A 25,453-nucleotide genomic window follows, 5' to 3' on the forward strand; every position below is an offset into this window, starting at 1 on the left:
TCCTAGCCACCGATATACTGGTAAGCGTGCTTTCTGGACTGGTGATCGTTGACAAACCGCAGGGATGGACCAGCCACGATGTGGTTGGCCGGATGCGGCGGCTGGCAGGTACCCGGAAAGTGGGGCACGCGGGCACGCTCGATCCCATGGCCACGGGTGTCCTTGTCCTTGGCATCAATAAGGCCACGCGGCTCCTGACGTACATCGTGGGTACCTCCAAGACCTACACGGCCACCATCCGACTGGGCGAAACCACTATCACCGACGACGCCGAGGGCGACGTTACCGAGGCGCGGACCGCCGTCGACGTCACCGATGCCGCCATCGCTGCCGGCGTCTCGGCCCTGACCGGCCCCATCCAGCAGGTGCCCAGCAGCGTCAGCGCCATTAAGGTCAACGGCGAACGGTCCTACGCCCGCGTCCGCTCCGGCGAGGAAGTCAAGCTTGCCGCCCGTCCGGTGACCATCCATCGCTTCGATGTCCACGGCATCGAAAGGATCGACGGCGGCAGGGTAGTGGACGTCGACGTCACGGTCGAATGCTCGTCCGGCACGTACATCCGGGCCTTGGCGCGGGACCTGGGAAATGCGCTCGGGGTCGGGGGCCACCTGACGAAGCTTCGGCGGACCCAGGTTGGCCCGTACACGATCGACCAGGCACGGACACTGGAACAGCTTGCCGAAGACCTTGAGGTTCTGGAGATGTCCGCCGCGGCACGGTCGCTGATGCCCAACCGCGACCTGAGCGAAGACGAGGCAACGGAGATTTCCTTCGGTCGCCGCATCGCCGCCGGACCTGGCGCGGGGACCCCGGAGGCTGCCACGGTGGAGAATCCCGCCGCGGCCTTCGCGCCGTCGGGCGAACTGGTTGCCCTCCTGGCGGACACGGGAGCCTTTGCCAAGCCGGTGCTGGTCTTCGCGCCGGGAACCGGGGCGGCGGCCCCGGCGGCCCCGGCTGCTGCCCCTGACGCGGGAACGGAGAGCAACAACTGACTATGGACGGATACTTTTACTCCATCCTCATAGTGGGCCTCATCTCCACGATCATGTGTGTTGTGGCCGGCCTGATGAAAAAGGCGCCCAACGACGCCACAATTTTCTCCGTCCTCGCCGTGGAGCTTGCCCTGTTGGTCTACCTGGTGGGTTCCATCGTGCGGGTGGCCATGGGGGAACAGATCGCGGGCGAGCCCTGGGAGTTCTGGGGCTACCTCGCAACAGCCCTCATAGTTCCCGTAGGCGCTGTGTACTGGTCCATCCTGGAACGCACCCGCTGGAGCAACTTTGTCCTGGCCGCCGTGGGCGTCACGGCTTTGGTGATGGCTGCCCGCATGAACCAGATCTGGTACTGACATGAAGGAAGAACACATCGTGGCTGGAGTAGAGTCCGAAACCGCCGGAACCGGTCAGAAGGACACCCGTAACACCGGCCCAGGACGGTTGTTGATTGCCGTGTACGGGGTCTTTGCCCTCTCGGCGACGGCGCGTGCGGGCTACCAGATCGCTACCAAGTTTGCCGAAGCTCCGCTGGCCCATCTGTTGTCGGCGTTTGCCGCCGTCGTGTACATCGTGGCCACCGTATCGCTCGCCAAGCCGGGACGGACCTGGTTCAAGGTTTCGCTGGCCGCTGTCCTCGTTGAACTTATCGGGGTGCTGGTAGTGGGCGCGATGAGCCTGTTCGATCCCGTGGCCTTCCCGCATGACACCGTGTGGTCGGTCTTCGGACGCGGCTACGGCTTCGTGCCGCTCGTGCTGCCCATCCTGGGACTGCTGTGGCTGAACCGGCGCAGGCCGTCGGATTCTCCGTCCCGGGCCTGAGGCGTATTGCGGGTAACCTTAGATTGTTCCGGCGCCGGATGGTTGCCGGGTGCAACGAAAATCAGCAGTAAAAGGCGAGGTTGATGGTCCACATTTGGAACGATCCCACCGAGGTCCCGCGCGACTTCGGCCCAACAGTCGTTACCATCGGCAACTTTGACGGCGTTCATCGCGGTCATCAGCATGTCCTCGCGCAAGTCACGCAGACCGCCCGGCGGCACAATATCCCCGCAGTGGCAGTGACGTTCGATCCCCACCCGGCGCAGGTCCACCGTCCGGAGTCTGCCCCCGAGCTGATCATGGGACTGCAGGACAAGCTTGAGGCTTTGGGCTCCACCGGCTTGGATGCGGTGTTGGTGATGAAGTACACCTTGGACCTCGCCGCCATGACCCCGCTGGAATTCGTGCGGGACGTGCTGGTGGAAGGCCTTCATGCCGAACATGTGGTGGTGGGCCACGACCTCCGCTTCGGTGCAGGTAACGGCGGAGACGTCGGCACCATGCAAGAGCTGGGGGAGAAACTGGGGTTCAGCGTCCAGGTAGTCAACGAGTTCGGAGCCGGCGGCTTCCCCCTCCATCACGACGGCGACGCGGACCGCCGGTGCTCCTCGACGTGGGTGCGCGAAGCATTGTCGCAAGGCGACGTCGTCACCGCCGCAGCGGTCCTGGGGCGCCCGCACCGTATGCGCGGCGAGGTCGTCCATGGTGCCGCGCGGGGCCGCGACCTCGGTTTTCCTACCGCGAACCTGTCCCATGACTCCACCGGATACGTTCCCGCCGACGGCATCTACGCCGGCTGGCTGATCGATGAGTCCGGGACCCGTTGGCCCGCAGCGATCTCCGTCGGTTCCAACCCCACGTTTGACGGTGTGAGCCGCCAGGTGGAGGCCCATGTGATAGACCGCCCCCGGGAAGCGGTGGAGGACTTCGACCTTTACGGGCAAACGGTGGCGGTGGAATTCTCCCGGCGGCTGCGGGGCATGGTGGCCTACCAAGGGCCGGAAGCCCTGGTGGAACAAATGAACCTCGACGTCGCCCAAGCGCACGAGTTGCTGGTGCGGGGTTAGCGCTTTCGACAACAACACTGACCTGCCGGTAAACTGATGAGTGGTTCCGGCCGCAGTCCGTGGCAGCTGGACCTGTTTTTGTGTGCGGCGACGCACCCAAGACAACCCGCCAGCGAAGTGTTGGGCGGGAAGCACGGCACAACTCTAGGAGTTCACGTGGCACTTGACGCCGCTGTAAAGCAGTCCATCATCAAGGAATACGCAACCTCTGAAGGCGACACCGGTTCGCCCGAGGTACAGGTTGCGGTCCTGACTCAGCGGATCAAGGATCTGACTGAGCACATGAAGCAGCACAAGCACGACTTCCACACCCAGCGCGGTCTCCTCGCCCTGGTTGGTCGCCGCAAGCGCATGCTTTCCTACCTGAAGGACACCGACATCGCCCGCTACCGTTCGCTCATCGAGCGTCTCGGCCTGCGCCGCTAGTCTGCCTTGGCGGCCCGGTCCTTCGCGGAGCGGGCCGCTTTCTTCACCACAATTAAAAACAGGAATCAACCGCATCGCGCATTCGCGGTCCTCGGTAGTGATTCCCGGGAGGGGCGTCGTTTGACGCTGCAGCCCGTGGATCTCGATCGATGACCGGGTGTCGTACAGGCCAGTAATAAAGAAGAGGCCTGGGTTGGTGCGGCGACTTCCGCCAACAGAAACGGAGGTGACCCATGGAGGGTCCCGAAATCCAGTTCTCAGAAGCCACAATCGACAACGGCCGCTTCGGCAAGCGCGTTATCCGCTTCGAAACCGGCCGCCTCGCCAAGCAGGCTGCCGGCGCGTCGATGGTGTACATCGACGACGACACCGCGCTTCTCTCCGCAACCACCGCAGGCAAGCAGCCGCGCGAAGGTTTCGACTTCTTCCCGCTGACCGTTGACGTCGAAGAGCGCATGTACGCTGCCGGACGCATCCCGGGTTCGTTCTTCCGCCGCGAAGGCCGTCCTTCCACGGAAGCCATCCTGGCCTGCCGCCTGATGGACCGCCCGCTGCGCCCGGCCTTCGTCAAGGGGCTCCGCAACGAGGTTCAGATCGTCGTTACCGTCCTGGCCATCAACCCGGACGAGCTCTACGACGTCGTTGCCATCAACGCTTCTTCCATGTCCACGCAGCTGTCCGGCCTGCCGTTCTCCGGTCCGATCGGCGGCGTCCGCGTTGCGCTCATCGCCGACGAGCAGGGTTCCCAGTGGGTGGCCTTCCCCAAGCACTCCCAGCTTGAGAACGCCGTCTTCAACATGGTTGTTGCCGGCCGCGTAGCCGGTGACGACGTCGCCATCATGATGGTCGAGGCAGAAGCCACGGACAACTCCTGGGACCTCATCAAGGAACAGGGCGCTACCGCTCCCACCGAAGAGGTTGTCTCCGAGGGCCTTGAGGCTGCCAAGCCGTTCATCAAGGCACTGTGCGATGCGCAGGCAGACCTGGCAGCCCGCGCTGCCAAGCCGACCGTTGAGTTCCCCGTCTTCCTTGACTACCAGGACGACGCTTACGCCGCTGTCGAGGACGCTGCGGCCGAGAAGCTCGCCGCCGTCTTCCAGATCGCGGACAAGCAGGAACGCGACAACGCCTCCGACGAACTCAAGGACGAAGTCCTGGGCTCGCTCGCCGGCGAATTCGAAGGCCGCGAGAAGGAACTGTCCGCAGCATTCCGCTCGGTCACCAAGCACGTCGTCCGCCAGCGCACCCTGAAGGACCAGATCCGCATCGACGGCCGTGGCCTGACGGACATCCGCCAGCTGACCGCCGAGGTTGAAGTTCTGCCCCGCGTGCACGGTTCGGCCATCTTCGAGCGCGGCGAGACCCAGATCATGGGTGTCACCACGCTGAACATGCTGAAGATGGAACAGCAGATCGATTCGTTGTCGCCGGTGACGCGCAAGCGCTACATGCACAACTACAACTTCCCGCCGTACTCCACCGGTGAAACCGGCCGCGTGGGTTCCCCGAAGCGCCGCGAAATCGGCCACGGTGCACTCGCTGAGCGCGCCCTGGTTCCGGTCCTGCCCAGCCGCGAGGAATTCCCCTACGCCATCCGCCAGGTATCCGAGGCCCTTGGCTCCAACGGTTCCACCTCCATGGGCTCGGTGTGTGCTTCGACGCTCTCCATGCTGAACGCCGGCGTGCCGCTGAAGGCTCCCGTGGCAGGCATTGCCATGGGCCTCGTTTCGGACCAGGTTGACGGCCAGACCCGCTACGCAGCCTTGACCGATATCCTCGGTGCCGAAGACGCCTTCGGCGACATGGACTTCAAGGTTGCCGGTACCTCCGAGTTCGTCACGGCCATCCAGCTGGACACCAAGCTCGACGGTATCCCGGCATCGGTCCTGGCAGCAGCCCTGAAGCAGGCCCGCGAAGCCCGCCTCCACATCCTCGAGGTCATCAACGCCGCGATCGACACCCCGGACGAGCTCTCCGAGTTCGCACCGCGCGTCATCGCCGTGAAGATCCCCGTGGACAAGATCGGTGAAGTCATCGGCCCCAAGGGCAAGATGATCAACCAGATCCAGGAAGACACCGGCGCGGATATCTCCATCGAGGACGACGGCACGGTCTACATCGGCGCGACGAACGGCCCGTCTGCAGACGCAGCACGCTCGGCTATCAATGCCATCGCCAACCCGCAGGTTCCCGAGGTCGGCGAACGCTACCTGGGCACCGTGGTGAAGACCACCACGTTCGGCGCTTTTGTCTCCTTGACTCCGGGCAAGGACGGCCTCCTGCACATCTCCGAACTCCGCAAGCTGGCCAACGGCAAGCGTGTGGACAACGTTGATGATGTTGTTTCCGTGGGCCAGAAGGTCCAGGTTGAGATCACCAAGATCGACGACCGCGGCAAGCTCTCCCTCTCCCCGGTTGTGGCCGAGGAAGAAGCAGCTTCCGGCGACGCACCGGCGGAGACCGCTGAAGAGTCCGCAGAGTAGTCTGCAAGCAGTACCCTGAAAGGGCCGGTGGGCCTTAAAGTCCACCGGCCCTTCCGGCTTATCTGAAAGGTTTTAATGACTGTCGTACCCTTGCCCTTGGAGCAAACACTTCCCGGCGGCGAACTGATTCACGGAGCCGAAGGCGGCTCCGTCGTGAGGCGTTCCGTCCTGCCAGGCGGCGTCCGGGTGCTCACCGAGGCAATGCCGGGCCAGCGTTCTGCCACCATCGGGTTCTGGGTCGCAGTTGGTTCGCGCGACGAGGCCGAGGGCCAGCATGGTTCAACGCACTTCCTGGAGCACTTGTTGTTCAAGGGAACCAAGCGCAGGACCGCACTGGAAATTGCCTCGGCGTTCGACGAGGTGGGTGGCGAGTCCAACGCGGCGACCGCGAAGGAGAGCACCTGCTACTTCGCGCGCGTGCTGGACTCAGACCTGCCCATGGCCATCGACGTCATTGCCGACATGATCACCGGCGCCGTGCTCGACCCCGCGGAACTGGAGCAGGAGCGCGACGTCATCCTCGAAGAGATCGCCATGGACAGTGACGATCCAACGGACGTCGCCCACGAGAAATTCGTGGCGGCAGTTCTTGGGAGCCACCCCCTGGCCCGCCCTATCGGGGGTACGCCCGATGCCATCAAGGCCGTCGCCCGGGACTCCGTATGGGCGCACTACCAGCGCTACTACCGTCCGGAGGAGCTGGTGATTACCGCTGCCGGAGGCCTGGACCACGACGTCGTGTGCGATCTTGTCCTGAAGTCGGTGCAGGCCGCGGGGTGGAATCTTGACCCCGCGGCAGCTCCCGTCGACCGCCGTCCCACCGATCGTGCCGTCATTACCGGCACAGCGGGCCTGCATGTCGTGAAGCGCCCGGTGGAGCAGGCCAACATCATCGTAGGCTGCCCTACGATCGTGGCCACCGATGACCGCCGCTTCGTCATGAGCGTGCTCAACGCCGTCCTCGGCGGCGGGATGTCCTCCAGGCTGTTCCAGGAAATCCGGGAGAAGCGCGGGCTCGTCTATTCGACGTATTCCTTCTCAGCGGCCTACGCCGACGCCGGATACTTCGGCATGTACGCAGGCTGCACCCCCTCCAAGGTCCGCCAGGTCCTCGAACTGCTGGGCGTGGAGCTGGACAAGCTCGCGGCCGACGGCATCACGGAGGAGGAACTGCGCAAAGCAGTGGGCCAACTGAGTGGTGGCATCGTCCTGGCTCTGGAGGACACCGGTTCGCGGATGTCCCGTCTTGGCCGGGCCGAGCTGGTTTCCGGAGAGTTCCAGGATATCGACGAGACCCTGGAACGTATCCGGGCGGTCACGGTGGACGAAGTCCAGGAACTCGCCAAAGAGCTCGCCGCAGCGCCGCGAACCATCACCGTCGTGGGACCCTTCGAAGAGAACGAAACGTTCGGGTTCTAAAGCAACCGCTGGAGTCGCCGTGGACACACCAAAGAACGCAGCAGAGGTCCTGCGCCCCTTCCTGGGGCGCTGGCGGGGCATCACGGAGATAGCATCCTCGGCGTGGGGACCGGCACGTACGGCCGAGGCCGAGGCTGTGTTCACGGCTGCAGCCGGCGGGCATGCCGTCGTCCAGAGCTACAGGCACAAGGAATCGGGCGGCGCCCACCTTGAGGGCCACGGGATGTTCTCGGTGGATCCGACGCACGGCGGCACCCTGTGGTACTACGTGGACAGCCATGGGCAGGCGCCCTCAGCGCCGGTCCGGGGCCACTGGACATCGGGCACCTTGGGTTTCGAGCGGCGAACGGCCGACGGCGTTGCCCGCCACACGTTCCGCGTGGAAGAAGGAACCCTGGTTCACACGGCGGAACTGCGCCTGGAAGGCAGAACCGCGTTCAGCCCGCTGCTCAAGAGCGTCTTCAGGAAGGCCTAACCGCCGGCGAACGGCGGCAGGACGTCGATGACGTCCTCCGCTCCCAGCGGCGCGGAGTGGTCCCTGACGGCAACCTCGTTCCTCAGGAAACTGCTCCTTGCCACGATCCGCGCAAGCGCCGGGGTGCCTTCGGGAGGCTGGGGACGTTCGACGGCGAGCGCCGCTTCCAGCAAGGCTTCCAGGCTGGTGCCTTCCGGAAGGTGGTGGATTTCTTCTTCAACGCCTGCCGCGGCGCGCGCGGCAGCGAAGTAGCGGACGAGCAAGGTATCAGCCTCCGATTGCGCTCATGCTGCGGTCAGGTTGCACGAAGTCAGGTGCACCCAGTCCCGTGTGGTCCATGCCGTGGGCCTTGGGCTTGACCCACATCGCGTCCTGCCACCGTTCGGCGAGTTGCTGGTCCGTTGCTCCTGCGCGGAGGAGGCCCAGGAGGTCAAACTCTTCGTGGGAGAAGAGGCAGCTCATGATCTTGCCTTCGGCGGTGATCCGGGTCCGGCGGCAATCGGCACAGAACGGTTCGGTGACGGACGCGATGATGCCGACTGTTCCGAGGACCTCACCTGCCGGTTCACCGGTAGCCGCATCCCGGCGTCGTACTTCAAAACGTTCCGCCGGAGCCCCGTCGCGTTCGCGCGGATCCGCGCTCAACACGAACTCAGTCGACAACATCTCCCGGATCTCGGCGGCCGTAATCATGTTGCGGCGCGTCCAGCCGTGGTCCGCGTCAAGCGGCATCTGCTCGATGAACCGCAGTTCGTAACCACGTCCCAACGCCCATGCCAGCAGGTGCGGCGACTCGGCATCATTGATGCCGCGCATCAGGACAGCGTTCAGCTTGACCGGTCCCAGCCCTGCTTCCCAGGCCGCATCCACGCCCGCAAGGACACGGTCCAGGAAGGGCCGCCGGGTGAGCTTGGTGAACGTTTCCTCGTGCAGGGAGTCGAGGGAAACGTTGATGCGGGTCAGGCCCGCCGCCTTCAGGGCAGCGGCTTTCTTGTCCAGTCCGACGCCATTGGTGGTCATGGAGATAGGGAGGTCCGGTTGTTCTGCGCGAAGGGCGGCGATGATGTCCACCAGGTCGGCCCGTACCAAGGGTTCGCCTCCGGTCAGGCGCAGTTCGCGGACGCCCAGGGCCCCGACGCCGACACGCACGATCCGTACGATCTCGTCCTTGGTCATGACGGCTTGCTTGGAGAGCCACTCAAGCCCCTCGGCGGGCATGCAGTAGGTACACCGGAGATTGCATTTGTCGGTCAGGGAAAGCCGCATGTCGGTGGCGCGGCGTCCGTAACGGTCCCACAACCCCGTCGGCACATCGGCGGGCCGTGGGGGCGGAACCTGTCCCGTTCCTGCCGTGCCGCCCGAGGGAAGCGGCGGCATGCCCAGCTGAACACTCATGAATTCAGGCTACGCCACCGGGACGTGATGCGTGACACCAGTTCCACTCAGCGGACTCTCCGGAAGCGCTCAAGCCACCTTGCCAGTTCTTACAAAATCCCTACGCTTTGGCTCCCGGGAGCCATTTCCCGTGCCGGGCGGGTCCGGCGAACCTATGCTGAAAACGTGAGCACAAATGCGGCAACACCGGCGGCGGAGCCCGGGAACCGCCGGATCCTCCTGGTCGAGGACGAGGAAACAATTGCCGGCGTCGTACGGGATTACCTGACCCGGGCCGGCTTCCAGGTGGACCTCGCCGCTGACGGGTTCACGGCCCTTAAGCTGGCGGCGGAGCGTCAGCCCGACCTGGTGCTCCTGGACCGAATGCTCCCCGGGCTGGACGGCGTGGAAGTGTGCCGCCGGCTGAGGGTGGCCATGAGCGTACCGGTGATCATGCTTACCGCTTTGGGAACCGAGGACGATCGGATCCTGGGACTGGAGATGGGTGCCGACGACTACGTCACGAAACCCTTTTCACCCCGCGAACTGGTGCTGCGGGTCAAGTCCGTGCTGCGGCGCAGCATCAAGGAGTACTCTCCTGAGCCGACCGTGGAGCTGGCCGGCTTCGTGCTGGATCCTGCGTCCCGCACAGTCACCCATCACGGCGCGGCCTTGACCTTGACCGTGCGTGAGTTCGACCTCCTGGCGTTCCTCCTGCGGCGACCCAACCAGGTGTTCAGCCGGGAGGAACTCATCAAAGCGGTGTGGGGCTGGGACTTCGGCGACCTCTCCACGGTGACGGTCCATGTTCGCCGGTTGCGCGAGAAGGTCGAGGAGAATCCCACCAAGCCTGAACTCTTGAAGACTGTATGGGGAGTTGGCTACCGGTTCGATTCAGGAGACGGGCATGCAGGGCACTGAACTTGCCACCATCCTTGGCTGGGTGCTCTTGTGGGCGTTGGTTATTGGAGCCTTCACGCTCTTCCTGCTCCGGCTCCTGCGCCGTGCGTCTGTACTGGCGCAGATCTGCCTGGTGGTGGTGGGCACCGTGGCAGTCCTGGTGGCCGGCATGGTCAGCGCGTTCAACGCCATGGTCATCTCGGCAAGGGACCTCGAAATCATTTGGTACATCCTGGCCATGGCCTCGGTGGTTGCGGTGGTGCTGTCCTTGATGCTGGGAGTGGGGGTTTCCAGGAATGCCTCGCGCCTGGTGGAGGCCGCGCGGAGGATTGGACGGGGTGAAACGTTGGAAGCCGGGGATGGTGCGGAGCGCGCTGCTCCGGCCATGACCTCCGAACTCGCCCGGTTGGCACAAGAGCTGGAAGCGAGCAGCCGAAGCCTGGCCGAATCACGGCACCGGGAAGCGGCCGTGGAAGCTGCGCGCCGGGAGCTGGTTTCCTGGATTTCGCATGACCTCCGGACGCCGCTGGCAGGTATCCGTGCCATGACCGAAGCACTCGAGGATGGCATGGCCGCCGACGTACCGGGTTACTACCGGAAGATCATCGGACAAACCGAACAAATGACGGCGATGGTCAACGACCTCCTGGAGCTTTCCAAAATCCAGGCAGGGTCACTCCGGTTGCGGGCCGAAGCCCTGGACCTGTACGACCTCGTGAGCGATGCACTTTCCGATCTCGCGCCCCTGGCGGCCGGCCGCGGTGTGACCCTCGACGGCGGCGGCGACCGGGAGTGCATGGCAGTGGCTGACGGTCCCAGCCTGGCCCGGGCCTTGCGTAACGTGCTGCATAACGCGGTCATCTACACGGGCAGCGGCACGGAGGTCCACGTCTGGGTAGGGCGCGAGGACGGATACGCCGTAGTGGCTGTCCAGGACCAATGCGGCGGAATTCCGGAGGAGGACATCCCGCACCTCTTCGAAACCGGGTGGCAGAGGGACCCGTCACGTGGCGCGCCGGCGGGGCTCCAGGGTATGTACAGCGGCGCGGGGATCGGGCTGAGCATGGTTGCCGGAATCGTCAAGGCGCACGGCGGAACGGTCCAGGTGGAGAACGTCGACGGCGGTTGCCGCTTTGCGCTGGCACTGCCGGCAGGAGAGTCCGCTGGAGCCGGCGCCCACCAGGGAGGGACACCATGAAAGGAATGGACACCACGAAAGGGCCGGACACCACGAAAGGGCCGGGCACCACGAAAGGGCGCGACGCCGTGAAGGGCCGGGCCGCCGTCGGCAACAGTGCGTGGTGGGCCGCGTGCGCCGGCGTGGTCTCCGGCGGAGCAGGCATCGCGGCCGGCGAGGTGACGGCAGCATTTCTCAGCCCGCTCGTCTCACCGGTCACGGCCCTCGGGGGAGCGGTCATCGACGCGGTACCGCCGGTAGTCAAAGACGTGGTCATCCGGCTTTTCGGCACGGCGGACAAGATCGTGCTGGTGGTGTCCATCGTTGTGTGTGCTGCCATCCTGGCCGCTGCCGCCGGAGTGCTCGAACGCCGGCGGACCGGGTGGGGGCTCGCTCTGGCGGGGCTGGCCGGCGTCGCCGGATTGACGGCCGTCCTGACCCGGGCGCAGTCCACCCCGCCGGCGGCTTTCGCCCCTGTGCTTGCGGCGGTCGTGACCATGGTGGTGCTCCGGGCGTTGATCCGCCGCTTGGACGCGTGGGACCGGCCGGTGGAGGCTGTGCCCCGCACATCCCTGGCCCGCCGCAGCTTCCTCAACGCTTTGGGCGGCTGGTCCATGGCCGCAGTAGCCGCGGGAGCGGTGACGGCCGTCCTTACCCGGGCAACCGCCGTCGCGTCCGGGTTCCGCGGGTCAATGACCCTCCCGAGGCCGGCCACACCGCCGCAAACGGTTCCATCCGGGGCCTCGCTCCCGGTGGAGGGCATCAGTGCCTTGGTGACGCCGAACGCCGACTTCTACCGGATCGACACCGCACTGACCATACCGGCCATTGACCCGCCGTCCTGGAAGCTCAAAGTCACAGGGCTCGTTGAACGCGAGATCGAGATCGACTTTGCGACCCTCCTCGCCAAGCCCATGACGGAGCGGCACATCACCATCGCCTGCGTATCCAACGAGGTGGGCGGGGACCTGATTGGCAACGCGCTCTGGCTCGGTTGGCCCGTCAGGGAGTTGCTTGCACTCGCCGTCCCCAAACCAGGGGCGGACGTGGTCTTGTCCACGAGCAACGACGGGTGGACTGCCGGCACGCCGCTTGAAGCGCTCACCGATGACAGGGACGCCCTCCTCGCCGTGGGCATGAACGGCGAACCGCTGCCCCTTGAACACGGATTCCCGGTTCGCCTGGTGGTCCCTGGCCTGTACGGATTCGTCTCCGCCACCAAGTGGGTCACTGAATTGAAGGTCACACGCTTCGGGGACGAAAAAGCATATTGGACAACGCGCGGATGGAGCGACCGGGGTCCCATCAAAACCCAGTCGCGGATCGATGTGCCACGCAGCGGGCGGACCGCCGCAGCAGGGACTGTACAGTTCGGCGGCGTCGCCTGGGCCCAGCACCGGGGCGTCAGCCGGGTGGAATTGCGTGTCAACCGCGGGGACTGGAAAGTGGCTGAGCTTGCTCCCGGGATCTCCGCCGACACCTGGTACCAGTGGCAGTTGGCGCTGGACCTCGCCCCCGGCGACTACGAGGTGCAGGTCCGGGCGACGGACTCCACCGGCGAACCGCAGGTCGAGAAGCGCTCGCCCGTAGCTCCCGACGGCGCCACGGGTTACCACACCATCAACGTGAAGGTCGCCTGAGGCCCTACGCTGGGTAGGTCCGGATCGTACGGACCTGAGAATGACCCTGAACACAGGAGGACGCCCGTGCCAAGATCCGTTGCTGCCCACCGCGGCGCCGTCGTGGAACTGCTCACCAGGCAAGCAGCCCGGAAAGGCACCGAGGAACTGCCGCTGCTGGATGCCATAGGAAGAGCGCTCGCAGCAGACCTGCGGGCACCGGTGTCGCTGCCGCCGTTCGCCAACTCGCAGATGGACGGTTTTGCCGTTTTCTCGGCGGATATCCCCGACGGCGGCGCGGAGCTCAGGGTGGGGGCGCCGGTTCCGGCCGGTGCCCGGCCGGCGGCACTGGAACGTGGCTTTGCCGTTCCCATCATGACCGGCGCCATGCTTCCCAAGGGGGCAGACGCCGTCGTCCCGATCGAGCGGGCGGTTCCTTCAGTGTTTCCTGCCGCCGGAGCCGTAGATGCGCTGGTCCGGCTTCCTGCCACGGCTCCCGGAACCTTCGTCCGGGATGCCGGAAGCGACATCGCCGAAGGTGCCTTGGCGTTGGCAGCCGGGACATCACTGGGGCCGGCGCAACTGGGCTTGCTGGCGGCGCTCGGTCTGACGAGCGTGGAAGTGCGCAGTCCACTGCGGGTACTGCTGGTCACCACCGGCGATGAGGTCGTCGAACCCGGGAACCCGCTGGTGACAGGCAAAATCTACGACTCCAACGGAACGCTTCTGGAGGCGTCCATGCGCCAGGCGGGGCTTGAGGTGGTGCGGAACGGAATCTCCGACGACGATCCTGCCGGGCTGCTCGATGTCCTGCGGAAGCACACGGACAACGGAAGTGCCGTGGATCTTGTGGTCACTACCGGCGGGGTCAGCAAAGGCGCGTACGAGGTGGTGCGCCAGGCAATGGCAGGCGAAGACGTCGAATTCGTGCCCGTGGCCATGCAGCCGGGCGGGCCGCAGGGAATCGGGACCTTCAACGACGTCCCTTTCCTTGGCTTTCCCGGGAACCCCGTCAGTTGCCTCGTGTCGTTCGAAATGTTCCTCCGGCCTGCGCTATCGGAAGTCCTCGGTGCGCCGAGGCCCAGGCAGATGCTGCCGGCACGGCTCGCCGAACCGTTGACATCGCCCAAGGGAAAGCACCAGGTGCGGCGCGGGATCATCGAAAACGGCGTAGTCCGCCTTGAAGGCGGCGCTGGTTCGCACCTCGTCCATGCGCTGGCCCGCTCCAACGCATTGATCCAGGTGCCCGCCGACGTCACGGAATTACAAGCAGGAGACGAAGTGGAAGTATGGGTGCTGTGAACCAAACTTCCCATGAATCCGGTAGCCTGACACACCTGCGCCACGACGGTACGGCCCAGATGGTTGATGTCTCTGACAAAGCTGTCACCACCCGCGAAGCCACAGCAGCAGCAACAGTGCGGAGCAGGCCCGAGGTTCTTGCCCTCCTTGGTGCGGGCGAACTGCCCAAGGGCGATGCCCTGGCGGTGGCACGCGTCGCCGGAATCATGGCAGCCAAGAAGACTCCCGAGCTCATTCCGTTGTGCCATCCACTGCCCATCTCCAAAGTCACTGTGGACTTTGAACTGGGGCGGGATGCTGTCCAAATCCTCGCCACGGTCAAGACCCGGGGCGTCACCGGAGTCGAGATGGAAGCCCTGACGGCTGCTTCGGTGGCTGCGTTGAGCGTCTACGACATGATCAAGGCTGTGGACAAGCACGCGGTCCTCACAGACATCCATGTGCTGGCCAAGAGCGGCGGCAAGAGCGGCAGTTGGAGCCTTGGGGGTCAACCGGGAGTCACTGGAACTTCCGACGCTGCAACCTCCGGCGCCGGGGCCGTTGCCGACCCTTCCGCTGGAGGACAGGCATGAGCGCCTGCGAGCCTGGCGCGCACGGGCCCCGGAAGGCCGGCGTCGTGATCGCCTCCACGCGAGCGGCGGCCGGAACCTACCGTGACGGGACCGGCCCGGTCATCCAGGATTGGCTGGCGGAGCACGGCTTCGATGTATTTCCGACCATGGTGGTGCCGGACGGTGAGCCGGTGGGCGCGGCCCTGCGTGCGCTCCTGACCCAGGGGCCCTCGGTCATTATCACCAGCGGCGGGACGGGACTCAGCCCGGACGACCACACACCCGAGATGACCCTGCCACTCCTGGACCGCGAAATCCCGGGAATCATGGAAGGGATCAGGCGTGCAGGCAGCGAAAAAACACCCATGGCCATGCTGAGCCGCGGCCATGCCGGGACCGCCGGCAAGACCTTCATCATCAACCTCCCCGGTTCGCCGAAAGGGGTCATGGACGGTTTGTCCGTGCTGGACCCGCTACTCGGACACCTTTGTGAACAATTGGAAGGAAACCATGGCCACTGAAACAGACTTCGAAGTTGTCAGTGCAGTGCTCAGCGCCGAGCCGATCTCCGTGGACCAGGCTATAGCCGCCGTCGAATCGGATACGGCCGGGGCCGTCGTCAGCTTTAGCGGCGTAGTACGCAACCACGACGGCGGCAAACCCGTGGACCGCTTGAGCTACAGTGCGCATCCCACTGCCCACCGCACCATGTCCGAGGTAGTGGCCGCGCTCGTGGCCGAGCATTCCGGCGAGGCCCAACAACCCGTCCGGATCTGGGCCGCGCACCGCGTGGGTTCCTTGGAAGTCGGAGACCCCGCCTTGGTGTGCGCCGTGGCTGCCGCGCACCGTGGGCAGGCCTTTGCCGTCTGCGCCGAGCTGGTTGACCGGATCAAGGCCCAGGTACCCATCTGGAAGGAACAGTTCTTCAGCGACGGCACCGTGGAATGGGTCGGCGCGGGGGAGTAGCCGGGGCTTTGCCTGGCAGTGGTTCGCCGGCCTGGTAACGGTTCCGTCCTGTCCGGGCCCCGGCGGTAGTGTTGATGCCATGACCGAACAACTTGCCGTAGCAGTACTTGGCGCCCGCGGGCGCATGGGAATCGAAGCCGTCAAAGCTGTTGAAGCAGCCGAGGACATGAAGCTGGTAGCCGCCCTTGGCCGCGGCGATTCCCTGGAGACGCTGCTTGAGGCAGGAGCGCAGTACATCGTGGACCTGACAGTCCCCGAGACCACCGAAGCCAACGTCCGGTTCGCCGTCGAGCACGGCATTCACGCCGTCGTTGGAACCACGGGATGGGACGCGTCACGCCTGGACTCCCTGCGCGAATTGCTGGAGCAGCAGCAGGGCACCGGCGTCCTGATCGCTCCGAACTTCGCCCTCGGATCGGTGCTGGCATCTGCGTTCGCCGCCAAGGCGTCGAAGTACTTCGAATCGGTGGAAATCATTGAGCTGCACCACCCCAACAAGGTGGATGCCCCCTCGGGAACAGCAGTACGGACAGCGCAGTTGATCGCTGAGGCACGCAAGGAAGCGGGTCTGCCGTCCAGCCCGGACGCCACGGAGTCCGCCCTTGAGGGAGCCCGGGGATGCGAAGTGGACGGAGTCCGCGTGCACAGCGTCCGCCTGCGCGGCCTGGTGGCACATCAGGAGGTGCTCCTGGGCGGCCCCGGCGAGCAGCTGACTTTGCGTCACGACTCCTTTGACCGTGCGTCCTTCATGCCCGGTGTCCTGCTGGGCCTGCGCAAGGTTGCTGCCCACCCCGGCCTTACTGTGGGCCTTGACGGGTACCTGGACCTGGGGCTTTAGGACCATGTCGAACTTCTGGCACACCCTCAAGAACAACAGGACCAAGATCTGGGTTGGCGCCATCACCTTGCTGCTGGTGCTGTACTTGGTGGTTTCCCTGCAACGCTCGTTGTTGCTGCTGGGGGACCCCAACCCCGTGGCCAAGGGGATCGGTGCGGCCTACCTCGTCCTGCCTGTGGTTGGTGCGTGGGCGCTGATCCGCGAGCTGCTCTTCGGTGCACGGACTGAACAGATGGCCAAAGTCCTCGAAGCCGAGGGCGGCCTTCCGGTGGATAACCTGCCGCGCACTCCGGGCGGAAGGATCGTCCGCTCCGCGGCGGACGCTGAATTCGAAAAGTACAAGGCCGAGGCCGAGGCAGCCCCGGAGGACTGGCGCTCATGGTTCCGGCTCAGTTGTGCGTATGACGCTTCAGGTGACAGGAAGCGTGCCCGGGCATCGATGCGCGACGCCGTGAAACTGTTCCGCGATCAGTCGACGGCCGCCGGGCGGTAGCTCCCCAGGCGTGAGGCCTGGTGGGCCAGCCACTCCAAGGGTCCGCGGCGGCGGAGCAGTGCAAAGACGGCACCTACGGCGATCACTGTGAGTGCCTGCGCCCAGTACATGGTTTCGTTCGTCCAGCCGCTGGGAAGGGGCTGGTCCACAAACCAGGACACCGCCCACACATGGAGCGAATACAGCGTCAGCGTCATGGCTCCCGGACCGCTGAGGACCAGCAGGAACCGTACGCCAATCCTTTCCGACCAGCTGCCCAGCAGCAGGAAGAAACCTATTGCCGCGGCGGCCGTTCCGCCGGTGTGGAGCAGGTCAAGCGTGGTTCCGGCGTGTGGTGATGCGGTGACCAGCCACCACAATGAGTCCGTTTGGCGCAGGCCCGTCAGGTTCACTTGGAGCATGCTCTCCAGGGGGTAGCCGCGGACGCCCGGCAGCGTACTCAAGGCAGCCCGCCCACCCCAGGCTTCCATGGCCAGGATTCCCAGGACTTTCGACACGATGGCCACGGCTGTTCCGACGGCAAGCAGGAGGACTTGCACCCGCTGCTTGGACAACGCGAGCCTGCCGATCAGCAAACCGAGCAGCAGGTACGAGATCCGCTGGCACACGGGGTAGTAACCCGTGAAGAAGAGGTCTGCGAGGAGCGCCCCGGGGGTCTGCAGGTCTTCGACGTTGGGGTTGTGCCCTAGCTGCAAGGGCGGGTTTGCCTCCAGTAGCACCGGTCTGACGAGGTAGCCGAGGACCGGGGAGAGCAGTATCCATCCCGCCGCCCACGCGCTCAGCGCCCGGACGCCCAGTCCAAGGAAGGGCAGGATGCACAGGAACAGGACTGCATAGTGCACCAGGATGATGGCTACGTTGACTTCCAGCCCGCCCAGCGCCAGCCCGACGACGGCGATCACCAACGCGCGCAGCGCTACGCCACTCTTGTCGGCCCCCAGCTCAGTCCCTCGGCGCGGTGCCTGTTTGCCCGTGGCGAGGGCAAGACCGACTCCGGCGAGGACCGCGAACAACGCTGACGACCTTCCGGAGAAGGTCAAGCCGATCCATGTTGGTTCCCAACCCGGTGCAGGTCCGAAGGTCGGCAGGAGATGGGTGGCCATCATGCCCAAAAGCGCGGCACCGCGTGCCGCGTCGATGCCCGTGAGGCGCGGAGAGAAGTTGCGGCCCGGCGAAGCCATGCTGTTCGGCGTCGTGCCCGGGGAAGTCATGAAGTGATCGTCTCACGGCCGACGGCGGCCTGAATTATCGAAAGCTCCCCGGACGTGCCATGACGCCTCCCCACGCCGAGACCTTGTTTTCGAACATATGTTCGAATAATATGGCGGCATGAACGACGCTTCCCGATCAGCAGACGGCATGCGCGGCCCCATGAAGGCCATGAGTCCAGGAGTGGTGGACTTCCTGTTCAGGCAACTCGTGGCAGGCGAACCGCCCGAGGATGTGCAGTGGTGCCACGAGGGTGTGGTGCTCGGTGAACAGGCTCCCGGCGCCGAACTCGCGCGCAGGCTGACCGAGACGGACCTCGACGCCCTGACGCCCTTGGAGCTGTTCGAATATGTGCGGGCCACCCAGCGGCTGGTGACCTGGGCTGAGCACCTCAAGGAGTTGGCCGTATCGCGCTACTGCTCGGAGGAGGCCGCGGGAACCCCCGCGAGTCCCAACGTCCGGTGATGACGACCATCACGCGGGCCGCATTCCCGTAACCGGCGCGGGACAGGGTAACGTTTTTCCTATGTCTGACTCCCGCGCGCGCATTCCCGCTCTTGGTACCCTGCTGACCGCCATGGTCACCCCGTTCACCGAGGATGGCAAGGTCGACTACGACCAAGCCGCAGCGCTGGCAGAAAAGCTCGTCCAGGACGGTTGCGACGGCCTCGTGGTCACCGGCACCACGGGGGAGACCTCAACCCTCACTGATGAGGAAAACCTCGGCATGTTCCGTGCCGTCAAGGAAGCCGTTGGCGGCAAGGCCGCCATCATCGCCGGAACCGGCACCAACGACACCGCACACTCGGTGCATTTGTCGCAGCGTGCCGCCCAGCTGGGTGTTGATGGTCTTCTGATCGTCACTCCCTACTACAACAAGCCCAGCCAGGCCGGCGTGCGGGCGCATTTCGAGACGATCGCTTCTTCCACGGACCTGCCCGTCATGCTGTATGACATTCCGGGCCGATCCTCAATTGCCATCGCACCCGAGACCATGATCGCGCTGGCTCAGCACCAGAACATCGTTGCCGTGAAGGACGCCAAGGCCGATTTCGCCGCCGCCACGCGGGTCATGGCTGAAACGGACCTCGTCTTCTATTCGGGTGATGACGGCCTGACCCTCCAGTGGATGGCGATGGGTGCTGCCGGCCTTGTGGGCGTCACCACGCATGTGGCCACCCGGCGCTTCCGTGAGCTCATTGATGCCATGAACGCGAACGACCTCGCGACAGCGAGGACCATTAACTTTGAATTGGAGCCCGTGGTGCGCGCAACCATGACCCGGGTCCAAGGCGCAGTAGCCGCCAAGCAGATTCTCAAGTGGCAGGGAGTCCTGCCCAACTCGGTTGTCCGTTTGCCCCTCGTGGAGCCGGACCAGGCCGAGATCGACACCATCCGCGGGGACTTGGCTGAGGCCGGAATGGACTTCAACGTCTAGGACGGTTCCGCCGGAAAGAAGCAAAATATGACCCAAACCGCCCTTCCTGGACTGGTTACTCCGCCCAAACTGCCACACGGCACGCTGCGGATTGTTCCGCTCGGTGGACTGGGGGAGATTGGCCGCAACATGGCGGTCTTCGAAATCAGTGGCAAATTGCTGGTGGTTGACTGCGGAGTACTCTTCCCGGAAGAAACACAGCCCGGCGTCGACCTGATCCTGCCCGATTTTTCCTACATCGAGGACCGCTTGGACGACGTCGTCGGTGTTGTCCTGACGCACGGACATGAAGACCACATCGGCGCCGTACCCTATCTGCTCCGCCTCAAGGCCGATATCCCGCTCATTGGCTCCCAGCTGACCCTTGCCCTGGTTGAGGCGAAGCTGCAGGAGCACCGGATCAAGCCTTACACCCTCACCGTCACCGAGGGGCAGGTGGAACAGTTCGGCCCGTTCGAATGCGAGTTCGTGGCGGTCAACCACTCCATTCCCGACGCCCTGGCAGTGTTCATCCGCACCGAGGGCGGAACCGTGCTCCACACCGGCGACTTCAAGATGGACCAGTTGCCGCTGGACGGCCGGATCACCGACCTGCGTCACTTTGCCCGTTTGGGTGAAGAAGGCGTAGACCTTTTCATGGCCGACTCCACCAACGCCGATGTTCCCGGCTTCACCACGGCCGAAAAGGAAATCGGTCCAACGCTGGACCTGCTGTTCGGGCAGGCGCAGAAGCGCATCATTGTGGCGTCCTTCTCCTCCCACGTCCACCGGGTGCAGCAGGTCCTGGACGCCGCTGCCAAGCACGGGCGCAACGTGGCTTTTGTTGGCCGTTCCATGGTCCGCAACATGGCTATCGCCGCCAAGCTTGGATACCTCGACGTCCCGCCGGGAATCCTCGTGGACATCAAGAACATCGATGACCTGCCGGACAACCGCGTGGTCCTCATGTCCACAGGCTCGCAAGGAGAGCCCATGGCGGCGTTGTCGCGCATGGCCAACGGCGACCACCGTGTGGTGGTGGGCGAAGGCGACACGGTCATCCTGGCTTCGAGCCTCATTCCGGGCAATGAGAACGCCGTCTTCCGCATCATCAACGGCCTGCTGAAGCTCGGTGCAGCGGTCATCCATAAGGGAACCGCGAAGGTGCACGTCTCGGGTCACGCGGCAGCAGGGGAGTTGCTGTACTGCTACAACATCCTCAAGCCCTTGAACGCCATGCCCGTCCACGGTGAAACCCGGCACCTGATCGCCAACGGAAACATTGCGGCCGCGTCCGGCGTGCCGGCGGAGAATGTCATCCTGAGCGACAACGGTACCGTCATCGACCTGAGGAACCAGAAGGCACGAGTCGTAGGACAAGTGGAGGTTGGCTTGGTCTACGTCGACGGCTCGAGCGTCGGCGAGATCACGGATGCCGATCTGAAAGACCGGCGCATCCTTGGCGATGAAGGCTTCATCTCCGTCATCACCGTCATCAACCGGACCACCGGCAAAATCGTTTCCGGTCCCGAAATCCATGCACGCGGTGTGGCTGAGGATGATTCCGTCTTCGACGAGATCATCCCGAAGATCAATGCCGCACTGGAAGAAGCCGTCCTGAACCACGCTGACCACACCAACCACCAGCTGCAGCAGGTGGTCCGGAGGGTTATCGGCACGTGGGTGAACCGCAAGTTGCGCCGACGCCCGATGATCATTCCCGTGGTCCTGGAGGCATAGGCTGCCAGGCAACCAGCAGCAGGCAACATGCAGTCCCAAGGGGGCCTGAAATCCGCGGATTTCAGGCCCCCTTGCGGTAGCGTGGCAGATATGGCGACCCGTACCTCCTCCACGCCACGAGGCAGCTCAAGCAGTAAAACCGGCAGCGGCCGGGGCTCAGCTGCAACCAAATCCAGCGCGGCGGCCAAAAGCAGCCGCAGTGGATCCACGCGGACCAAGCAGTCCGCCGTCGAACCCCAAGCGCCTTTCCCGGTTCGGATGCTGTCCGGTGCATGGCAGGGCATCGGACACGTGGTCGGCGCGGGAGTGCGCCGTATCGGTTCGGATGTCAGCGACCTTGACCCCGAGGACCGGCGGGACGGCGCTGCCCTGTTCAACCTGGTGCTGGGTATTGCTGTTGCGACCTTCGCCTGGTGGGGATGGACGGGCTGGTTGCCGGACATCGTCTACAGCGTGGTCAATGGCACGTTTGGCTGGATGTCCCTGCTCCTGCCGCTGATGCTCTTCATTTGCGCGTTCCGGCTTTTCCGGAAACCGCAGGACGGCCGCGGAAACAACCGCGTGGGAATTGGTTTCCTGGTGATGGCGCTGGCGGGGTCGGCCCTGGCGCACGTCATTGGAGGACAGCCTTCCGTGGGCGAAGGATTTGACGGGCTCCGTCGCGCAGGCGGAATGCTGGGTTTCCTTGCTGCCTCACCACTGGCGGCCATCCACGTAGCCATACCTGTCCTCTTTTACAGCCTCCTCGCGTTTGTGTCGGTGCTGATTGTGACCGCCACTCCCTTCGGGGCCATTCCTGCCCGCATCCGCTCGGGTTACGAACACCTCATGGGCGTGGACCTGGAGGAAGCCCGGGCAAGCCAGGAAGCACATGACCGCAGCTACCTCTACGGAGAGGACAAGCCGGCCAAGGCCGGCAAGAAGAAGCGCACACGCCTCTTTGGCAAGGACCAGGAAGCCGATCCACACTTGGAAGGCTACGTGGGCGACGAGGCCTTCGAGCACGCCATCGTGGACGACGACGAATCTCCCGCCGATGCCGCTCCGCGCGTCCCGCCGGGCGTACGGCGGCCCACCCAGGCCGAAATCGCCGTCGGAAAGATCAAGGCCGCACAGGGCCTGGCCGCTGCGCCGGGCGCAGGTGCCACCCCGGGTGCCGACAATCCCACGGAGGCCATCCCCGTACTGAGTCCGGAGATGACAACTCCCGTGGCACAGGTTCCGGCCAAGCCCGCCGGAGCCCCGCTGCCCCAAACTCCCATCCCGCAGCGCACGGAACAGTTGTCCTTGGCCGGAGATGTCACCTATACGCTTCCTGCCTCCGACTACCTCACGCCGGGGTCCATTCCGAAGGAACGCACGGAAGCGAACGACGCCGTCGTTGCTGCCCTGACGGACACCCTGACCCAGTTCAATGTCGACGCCACGGTGACGGGTTTCAGCCGTGGACCCACGGTCACCCGGTACGAGATCGAACTGTCCCCGGGAACAAAAGTGGAGCGCGTTACGGCGCTGTCCAAGAACATCTCCTACGCCGTTGCTTCCAGCGATGTCCGTATCCTGAGCCCCATTCCGGGCAAGTCGGCCATTGGCATCGAAATCCCCAACACGGACCGCGAAACCGTGTCCCTGGGAGACGTTTTGCGGAGCCAGAACGCGCGGCGGACAGACCATCCCATGGTGATGGGCGTCGGCAAGGACGTCGAGGGTGGCTACGTGGTTGCCAACCTCGCCAAAATGCCCCACCTCCTGGTTGCCGGTGCCACGGGCGCCGGCAAGTCGAGTTTCGTGAACTCCATGATCACGTCCATCCTGATGCGTGCAACTCCCGATGAAGTCCGCATGGTCATGGTGGACCCCAAGCGCGTGGAACTTACCGCCTATGAAGGCGTTCCCCACCTGATCACGCCCATCATCACCAACCCCAAGAAGGCTGCGGAAGCTTTGCAGTGGGTAGTGCGTGAAATGGATGCCCGCTATGACGACCTCGCGAACTACGGCTACAAGCACATCGACGATTTCAACAAGGCGGTCCGTGCGGGCAAGGTCACGCCGCCGGTCGATTCCAAGCGGATCATCAAGCCCTACCCGTACCTGCTGGTGATCGTGGACGAACTCGCGGACCTCATGATGGTGGCCCCGCGTGACGTCGAAGATTCGATCGTCCGCATTACGCAGTTGGCCCGTGCGGCCGGTATCCACTTGGTGCTGGCAACCCAGCGTCCTTCCGTGGACGTCGTCACCGGCCTCATCAAGGCCAACGTCCCCTCCCGAATGGCCTTTGCCACGTCCTCCGTCACCGACTCCCGCGTCGTGCTGGACCAGCCGGGTGCAGAGAAGCTGATCGGTCAAGGCGATGCCTTGTTCCTGCCCATGGGCGCTTCCAAGGCCATGCGCGTCCAAGGTGCCTGGGTATCCGAATCGGAAATCCACAAGGTGGTGGAACACGTCAAGGGACAGCTGCAGGCCGTCTACCGTGACGACGTTGCCGCCGAGGCTCCCAAGAAGCAGATTGATGATGACATCGGAGACGATCTCGAAGTCCTCCTGCAGGCCACGGAACTCGTGGTTACCACGCAGTTCGGTTCCACGTCCATGCTCCAGCGCAAGCTCCGCGTCGGATTCGCCAAGGCGGGACGCCTCATGGACCTCCTGGAGTCCCGCGGCGTCGTGGGCCCCTCCGAGGGCTCCAAGGCCAGGGACGTCCTGGTGAAGCCGGACGATCTCGCCGCCGTGCTGGCTGCCATGAAGGGCCAGGAGGCCCCTGCGGCTCCCGACGCCCAGACCGCCGCCCTGAGCGATAACGCCAACGCCAACATCGCGGTCGGCGGCTACGCCGAGGACGTCGTTGCCGCGGACCTCGACAACCGCACCCAGTCGATCGATTATTTCGACGGGGCCGATGGTTCCGATGACGACGAAGGCGGCGAAGACGCTTGGTCGCTCACAGGCCGCTGACGTCCAGACGGTAGCCTAGAGAAGTGACTACAGCCGAGGGCGACAATGCCACGTCTAGGGGTTCCGAAGTGTGGAACCTGCCCAATATCCTCACCATGCTCCGCATCGTCCTGGTGCCCTTTTTCGTGTGGTTCCTGCTCGCGGACGATGGCCGGCACGGTCTCTGGCGGTGGGCCGCCGTCGTGGCTTTCGCTGTGGCGATCTACACGGACAAGCTCGACGGCGACATCGCCCGGGCGCGGGGCCTCATCACCAATTTCGGCAAGATCGCCGATCCCATTGCGGATAAATTGCTGATCGGTTCAGCGCTCGTCCTGCTCTCCGTCCTGGGGGAGCTGCCTTGGTGGGTGACCATCCTGATCCTGGTCAGGGAGTGGGGTATTACCGCGCTGCGGTTCTTCGTCATCAGGTACGGCGTGATGCCCGCTTCCCGCGGAGGCAAACTCAAGACGGTTGTGCAGACCGTGGCCATCTTCCTGTACACCATGCCCCTGAAAGCCATTGCGCCATGGCTCGTCGACGTCGCGTTCTGGGTGATGATGGCTGCGCTGGCCATCACGCTCTGGACCGGCGTCGAATACGTCATCCAGGCTCTCAAGCTTCGGGCCGCCGGGCGGAAAGCATGAGCGCCGCCGTAGGTGCCGACGCAGCGGAAACCGCGACGGCGGCTGTCCGGCTGGCGCTCGAACGGCACCTGACAGTGGCCACGGCAGAGTCGCTGACGGCCGGAATGGTGGCCGCTGCCCTCGCGAATACTCCCGGCGCGTCGGGGATGCTGCAGGGCGGTGTAGTCGCCTATCAGAACTCCGTGAAGGCGTCGGTCCTGGGCGTCCCGCAGGATCTCCTTGACGCCGTTGGATCCGTTGATGGAGACGTGGCGGCAGCAATGGCCACGGGAGCCCGCCGGGCCTGCGGGGCGGACATCGGCATTTCCACTACCGGAGTCGCAGGGCCGGACGCCCATGACGGCAAGGCAGTGGGGACGGTCTTCATCGGAATCGCCGCAGAATCCGGATCCAAGGCGTTTGAATACTCCTTCGAGGGGGACAGGCAATCCATTAGGAACCAAGCGTGTGTTGCGGCGTTGGCGAGGCTGCTTGGCGGGTTGGAAGGGGATGGTTACCGTTCGTAAAGTAGTCGGGAACAAAAACTGATTGCCAATAGTTGTGTCATTGTGTCGCTTCGGAATGGTCGGGGCGCCTAGGATGTAGAAACCAACCCGGTC

26 protein-coding genes are annotated in these 25,453 nt (G+C 64.6%); 23 read left to right on the forward strand and 3 right to left on the reverse strand.

The annotated features are described in order from the left end of the window. The first annotated feature begins 26 nt into the window (after positions 1 to 26). From truB to AUR_RS17425, 8 genes are all read left to right on the forward strand, one after another. Positions 27 to 992, forward strand: a complete 966-nt coding sequence (gene truB / locus AUR_RS17390) for a tRNA pseudouridine(55) synthase TruB (RefSeq protein WP_043426914.1) — start codon at positions 27 to 29, stop codon at positions 990 to 992. Between the two features lie 2 nt (positions 993 to 994). Beyond that, positions 995 to 1,348 (forward strand): hypothetical protein, encoded by a 354-nt coding sequence (locus AUR_RS17395; protein WP_021472631.1) that lies wholly within the window; start codon positions 995 to 997, stop codon positions 1,346 to 1,348. 1 nt (position 1,349) lies between these two features. Then, positions 1,350 to 1,814, forward strand: coding sequence for a hypothetical protein (locus AUR_RS17400; RefSeq protein ID WP_021472632.1), 465 nt, complete (start codon positions 1,350 to 1,352; stop codon positions 1,812 to 1,814). Positions 1,815 to 1,897: 83 nt separating this feature from the next. Further along, positions 1,898 to 2,881, forward strand: a complete 984-nt coding sequence (locus tag AUR_RS17405; RefSeq protein ID WP_062095978.1) for a bifunctional riboflavin kinase/FAD synthetase — start codon at positions 1,898 to 1,900, stop codon at positions 2,879 to 2,881. A 156-nt stretch (positions 2,882 to 3,037) separates the two neighbouring features. Next, positions 3,038 to 3,307 (forward strand): 30S ribosomal protein S15, encoded by a 270-nt coding sequence (gene rpsO / locus AUR_RS17410; protein WP_021472634.1) that lies wholly within the window; start codon positions 3,038 to 3,040, stop codon positions 3,305 to 3,307. A gap of 233 nt (positions 3,308 to 3,540) precedes the next feature. After that, complete coding sequence (locus tag AUR_RS17415) at positions 3,541 to 5,790, forward strand: polyribonucleotide nucleotidyltransferase (protein WP_128397218.1); 2,250 nt, start codon at positions 3,541 to 3,543, stop codon at positions 5,788 to 5,790. 75 nt (positions 5,791 to 5,865) lie between these two features. Next, a complete protein-coding gene (locus AUR_RS17420) occupies positions 5,866 to 7,209 on the forward strand; it encodes a M16 family metallopeptidase (protein ID WP_128397219.1) in 1,344 nt (447 codons plus the stop codon). Between the two features lie 19 nt (positions 7,210 to 7,228). Next, positions 7,229 to 7,684, forward strand: coding sequence for a DUF1579 family protein (locus AUR_RS17425; protein ID WP_128397220.1), 456 nt, complete (start codon positions 7,229 to 7,231; stop codon positions 7,682 to 7,684). Here AUR_RS17425 and AUR_RS17430 read toward each other — a convergent pair. Next, complete coding sequence (locus AUR_RS17430) at positions 7,681 to 7,947, reverse strand: MoaD/ThiS family protein (RefSeq protein ID WP_021472638.1); 267 nt, start codon at positions 7,945 to 7,947, stop codon at positions 7,681 to 7,683. The genes AUR_RS17425 and AUR_RS17430 overlap by 4 nt on opposite strands. 4 nt (positions 7,948 to 7,951) lie before the next feature. Next, a complete protein-coding gene (moaA, locus tag AUR_RS17435) occupies positions 7,952 to 9,079 on the reverse strand; it encodes a GTP 3',8-cyclase MoaA (RefSeq protein ID WP_206616263.1) in 1,128 nt (375 codons plus the stop codon). Positions 9,080 to 9,244: 165 nt separating this feature from the next. Between moaA and AUR_RS17440 the strand changes: the two genes are divergently transcribed. The 9 genes from AUR_RS17440 (at position 9,245) to AUR_RS17480 (ending at position 16,904) form a co-directional block, all read left to right on the forward strand. Beyond that, positions 9,245 to 9,979 (forward strand): response regulator transcription factor, encoded by a 735-nt coding sequence (locus tag AUR_RS17440; RefSeq protein ID WP_021472640.1) that lies wholly within the window; start codon positions 9,245 to 9,247, stop codon positions 9,977 to 9,979. Then, positions 9,966 to 11,156 carry a sensor histidine kinase gene (locus AUR_RS17445; protein ID WP_062095984.1) on the forward strand — a complete coding sequence of 397 codons (1,191 nt, stop codon included), beginning with the start codon at positions 9,966 to 9,968 and terminating at the stop codon, positions 11,154 to 11,156. Before AUR_RS17440 ends, AUR_RS17445 begins: the two co-directional genes overlap by 14 nt. Positions 11,157 to 11,161: 5 nt before the next feature. Continuing rightward, complete coding sequence (locus AUR_RS17450; protein ID WP_128397271.1) at positions 11,162 to 12,775, forward strand: molybdopterin-dependent oxidoreductase; 1,614 nt, start codon at positions 11,162 to 11,164, stop codon at positions 12,773 to 12,775. 66 nt (positions 12,776 to 12,841) lie between these two features. Next, positions 12,842 to 14,056, forward strand: coding sequence for a molybdopterin molybdotransferase MoeA (locus AUR_RS17455; RefSeq protein ID WP_021472643.1), 1,215 nt, complete (start codon positions 12,842 to 12,844; stop codon positions 14,054 to 14,056). After that, entirely contained in the window at positions 14,044 to 14,628 is a 585-nt protein-coding gene (gene moaC / locus AUR_RS17460; protein ID WP_021472644.1) for a cyclic pyranopterin monophosphate synthase MoaC, read from the forward strand. The genes AUR_RS17455 and moaC overlap by 13 nt, the downstream gene beginning before the upstream one ends. Next, the gene (locus tag AUR_RS17465; protein ID WP_021472645.1) at positions 14,625 to 15,128 is read left to right on the forward strand and encodes a MogA/MoaB family molybdenum cofactor biosynthesis protein; all 504 of its coding nucleotides are present in this window, start codon (positions 14,625 to 14,627) and stop codon (positions 15,126 to 15,128) included. Before moaC ends, AUR_RS17465 begins: the two co-directional genes overlap by 4 nt. Then, positions 15,118 to 15,573 carry a molybdenum cofactor biosynthesis protein MoaE gene (locus AUR_RS17470; protein ID WP_021472646.1) on the forward strand — a complete coding sequence of 152 codons (456 nt, stop codon included), beginning with the start codon at positions 15,118 to 15,120 and terminating at the stop codon, positions 15,571 to 15,573. Before AUR_RS17465 ends, AUR_RS17470 begins: the two co-directional genes overlap by 11 nt. A 79-nt stretch (positions 15,574 to 15,652) precedes the next feature. Continuing rightward, a complete protein-coding gene (dapB, locus tag AUR_RS17475; protein ID WP_021472647.1) occupies positions 15,653 to 16,411 on the forward strand; it encodes a 4-hydroxy-tetrahydrodipicolinate reductase in 759 nt (252 codons plus the stop codon). Positions 16,412 to 16,415: 4 nt separating this feature from the next. Next, positions 16,416 to 16,904, forward strand: coding sequence for a hypothetical protein (locus AUR_RS17480; protein WP_062095986.1), 489 nt, complete (start codon positions 16,416 to 16,418; stop codon positions 16,902 to 16,904). Here the strand turns inward: AUR_RS17480 and AUR_RS17485 are convergent. Continuing rightward, positions 16,880 to 18,115, reverse strand: a complete 1,236-nt coding sequence (locus AUR_RS17485; protein ID WP_062095988.1) for a heparan-alpha-glucosaminide N-acetyltransferase domain-containing protein — start codon at positions 18,113 to 18,115, stop codon at positions 16,880 to 16,882. The two genes, AUR_RS17480 and AUR_RS17485, sit on opposite strands and share 25 nt — an antisense overlap. A 118-nt stretch (positions 18,116 to 18,233) precedes the next feature. Between AUR_RS17485 and AUR_RS17490 the strand changes: the two genes are divergently transcribed. The 6 genes from AUR_RS17490 (at position 18,234) to AUR_RS17515 (ending at position 25,360) form a co-directional block, all read left to right on the forward strand. After that, positions 18,234 to 18,578, forward strand: a complete 345-nt coding sequence (locus AUR_RS17490) for a hypothetical protein (RefSeq protein WP_021472650.1) — start codon at positions 18,234 to 18,236, stop codon at positions 18,576 to 18,578. Positions 18,579 to 18,639: 61 nt separating this feature from the next. Beyond that, entirely contained in the window at positions 18,640 to 19,551 is a 912-nt protein-coding gene (dapA, locus tag AUR_RS17495; protein ID WP_021472651.1) for a 4-hydroxy-tetrahydrodipicolinate synthase, read from the forward strand. A gap of 27 nt (positions 19,552 to 19,578) precedes the next feature. Next, positions 19,579 to 21,270, forward strand: coding sequence for a ribonuclease J (locus tag AUR_RS17500; RefSeq protein WP_021472652.1), 1,692 nt, complete (start codon positions 19,579 to 19,581; stop codon positions 21,268 to 21,270). Between the two features lie 90 nt (positions 21,271 to 21,360). After that, positions 21,361 to 24,228 carry an FtsK/SpoIIIE family DNA translocase gene (locus tag AUR_RS17505; protein WP_021472653.1) on the forward strand — a complete coding sequence of 956 codons (2,868 nt, stop codon included), beginning with the start codon at positions 21,361 to 21,363 and terminating at the stop codon, positions 24,226 to 24,228. A gap of 23 nt (positions 24,229 to 24,251) precedes the next feature. Next, positions 24,252 to 24,854 (forward strand): CDP-diacylglycerol--glycerol-3-phosphate 3-phosphatidyltransferase, encoded by a 603-nt coding sequence (gene pgsA, locus AUR_RS17510; protein WP_031216628.1) that lies wholly within the window; start codon positions 24,252 to 24,254, stop codon positions 24,852 to 24,854. Continuing rightward, complete coding sequence (locus AUR_RS17515) at positions 24,851 to 25,360, forward strand: CinA family protein (protein ID WP_062095990.1); 510 nt, start codon at positions 24,851 to 24,853, stop codon at positions 25,358 to 25,360. The genes pgsA and AUR_RS17515 overlap by 4 nt, the downstream gene beginning before the upstream one ends. The last annotated feature ends 93 nt before the right edge of the window (positions 25,361 to 25,453 follow it).

The sequence above is a fragment of the Paenarthrobacter ureafaciens genome (assembly GCF_004028095.1).
Taxonomy (GTDB): Bacteria; Actinomycetota; Actinomycetes; order Actinomycetales; family Micrococcaceae; genus Arthrobacter; species Arthrobacter ureafaciens.

Coding starts and splice junctions, on each gene's coding strand:
- AUR_RS17395 (WP_021472631.1), top strand. CDS start 995: ATGGACGGATACTTTTACTCCATCCTCATAGTGGGCCTCATCTCCACG.
- AUR_RS17400 (WP_021472632.1), top strand. CDS start 1,350: ATGAAGGAAGAACACATCGTGGCTGGAGTAGAGTCCGAAACCGCCGGA.
- AUR_RS17405 (WP_062095978.1), top strand. CDS start 1,898: ATGGTCCACATTTGGAACGATCCCACCGAGGTCCCGCGCGACTTCGGC.
- AUR_RS17415 (WP_128397218.1), top strand. CDS start 3,541: ATGGAGGGTCCCGAAATCCAGTTCTCAGAAGCCACAATCGACAACGGC.
- AUR_RS17420 (WP_128397219.1), top strand. CDS start 5,866: ATGACTGTCGTACCCTTGCCCTTGGAGCAAACACTTCCCGGCGGCGAA.
- moaA (WP_206616263.1), bottom strand. CDS start 9,079: ATGAGTGTTCAGCTGGGCATGCCGCCGCTTCCCTCGGGCGGCACGGCA.
- AUR_RS17445 (WP_062095984.1), top strand. CDS start 9,966: ATGCAGGGCACTGAACTTGCCACCATCCTTGGCTGGGTGCTCTTGTGG.
- AUR_RS17450 (WP_128397271.1), top strand. CDS start 11,162: ATGGACACCACGAAAGGGCCGGACACCACGAAAGGGCCGGGCACCACG.
- moaC (WP_021472644.1), top strand. CDS start 14,044: ATGGGTGCTGTGAACCAAACTTCCCATGAATCCGGTAGCCTGACACAC.
- AUR_RS17465 (WP_021472645.1), top strand. CDS start 14,625: ATGAGCGCCTGCGAGCCTGGCGCGCACGGGCCCCGGAAGGCCGGCGTC.
- AUR_RS17470 (WP_021472646.1), top strand. CDS start 15,118: ATGGCCACTGAAACAGACTTCGAAGTTGTCAGTGCAGTGCTCAGCGCC.
- dapB (WP_021472647.1), top strand. CDS start 15,653: ATGACCGAACAACTTGCCGTAGCAGTACTTGGCGCCCGCGGGCGCATG.
- AUR_RS17480 (WP_062095986.1), top strand. CDS start 16,416: ATGTCGAACTTCTGGCACACCCTCAAGAACAACAGGACCAAGATCTGG.
- AUR_RS17485 (WP_062095988.1), bottom strand. CDS start 18,115: ATGACTTCCCCGGGCACGACGCCGAACAGCATGGCTTCGCCGGGCCGC.
- AUR_RS17490 (WP_021472650.1), top strand. CDS start 18,234: ATGAACGACGCTTCCCGATCAGCAGACGGCATGCGCGGCCCCATGAAG.
- dapA (WP_021472651.1), top strand. CDS start 18,640: ATGTCTGACTCCCGCGCGCGCATTCCCGCTCTTGGTACCCTGCTGACC.
- AUR_RS17500 (WP_021472652.1), top strand. CDS start 19,579: ATGACCCAAACCGCCCTTCCTGGACTGGTTACTCCGCCCAAACTGCCA.
- AUR_RS17505 (WP_021472653.1), top strand. CDS start 21,361: ATGGCGACCCGTACCTCCTCCACGCCACGAGGCAGCTCAAGCAGTAAA.
- AUR_RS17515 (WP_062095990.1), top strand. CDS start 24,851: ATGAGCGCCGCCGTAGGTGCCGACGCAGCGGAAACCGCGACGGCGGCT.